Origin of the sequence: Achromobacter sp. GbtcB20, from assembly GCF_019091095.1 — a bacterium.
GTDB lineage: Bacteria > Pseudomonadota > Gammaproteobacteria > Burkholderiales > Burkholderiaceae_B > Achromobacter > Achromobacter mucicolens.
The window spans coordinates 1-667 of sequence record NZ_JAGXJZ010000132.1 but is presented as its reverse complement, the minus strand read 5'-3'; the positions used below and the strand labels follow the sequence as shown (position 1 = coordinate 667).

1 protein-coding gene is annotated in these 667 nt (G+C 69.1%); it reads left to right on the top strand.

From position 1 onward, the window contains the following. Positions 1–37 precede the first annotated feature (37 nt). A partial coding sequence (locus KVT32_RS28175) for an OmpA family protein (RefSeq protein ID WP_217619210.1) occupies positions 38–667 on the top strand: 630 nt, incomplete at its 3' end.

Sequence of the window (667 nt, the reverse complement as noted above, 5' to 3'; positions counted from 1 at the left end):
ACTCAAGCGCATACGGCAGAACCAGTCGAGGTGAAAGATGAAGAACATGATCCGATCCAGCAGCGGCGCGCTGCTTGTCGCCATGATCGCGGCGGGCTGCGCCAGCAAGCCGCCGGCATCCGAGGTCGCGGCCGCCGAGACCGCCATCGGGAACGCCACGCAGGTGGTCGAACGGGCGGGCGCCGATCCCCACGTCACCCAGTACGCCGGCACGGAACTCGACCGCGCCAACGGTTCGCTGGACCAGGCCAGGCAGGCCTGGAGCAAGCACCATGACGTGAAGGCCGCCACCCACCTGGCCTACATCGCCCAGCGGCGCGCGGCGACCGCGGAACATCTTGCGAACGCACGCGCGGCGGAGGAAACCGTGAAGCTGGCGGCGGTCGAGCGCGACAAGGCGGCGGCGATGGCGGCCGCCGAGCGGCGCGGCAGGCCGACGCGGGAACTGATGCAGGAAGCGCTCACGGCCTTCCGCTCCGGCTCCGCCAAGCTGCCGCCCAGCGCCAACGACGCGATCAACGCGCTGGCGGTCAACTTGCGCAACAATCCGGAACAGGTGGTCGTGATCGAGGGCCACACGGACAATGTCGGCAAGCCCGCCTACAATCACAAGCTGGCCATGCAGCGGGCGGAAGCGGTGCGCATGGCCCTGATACGGCGTGGCATC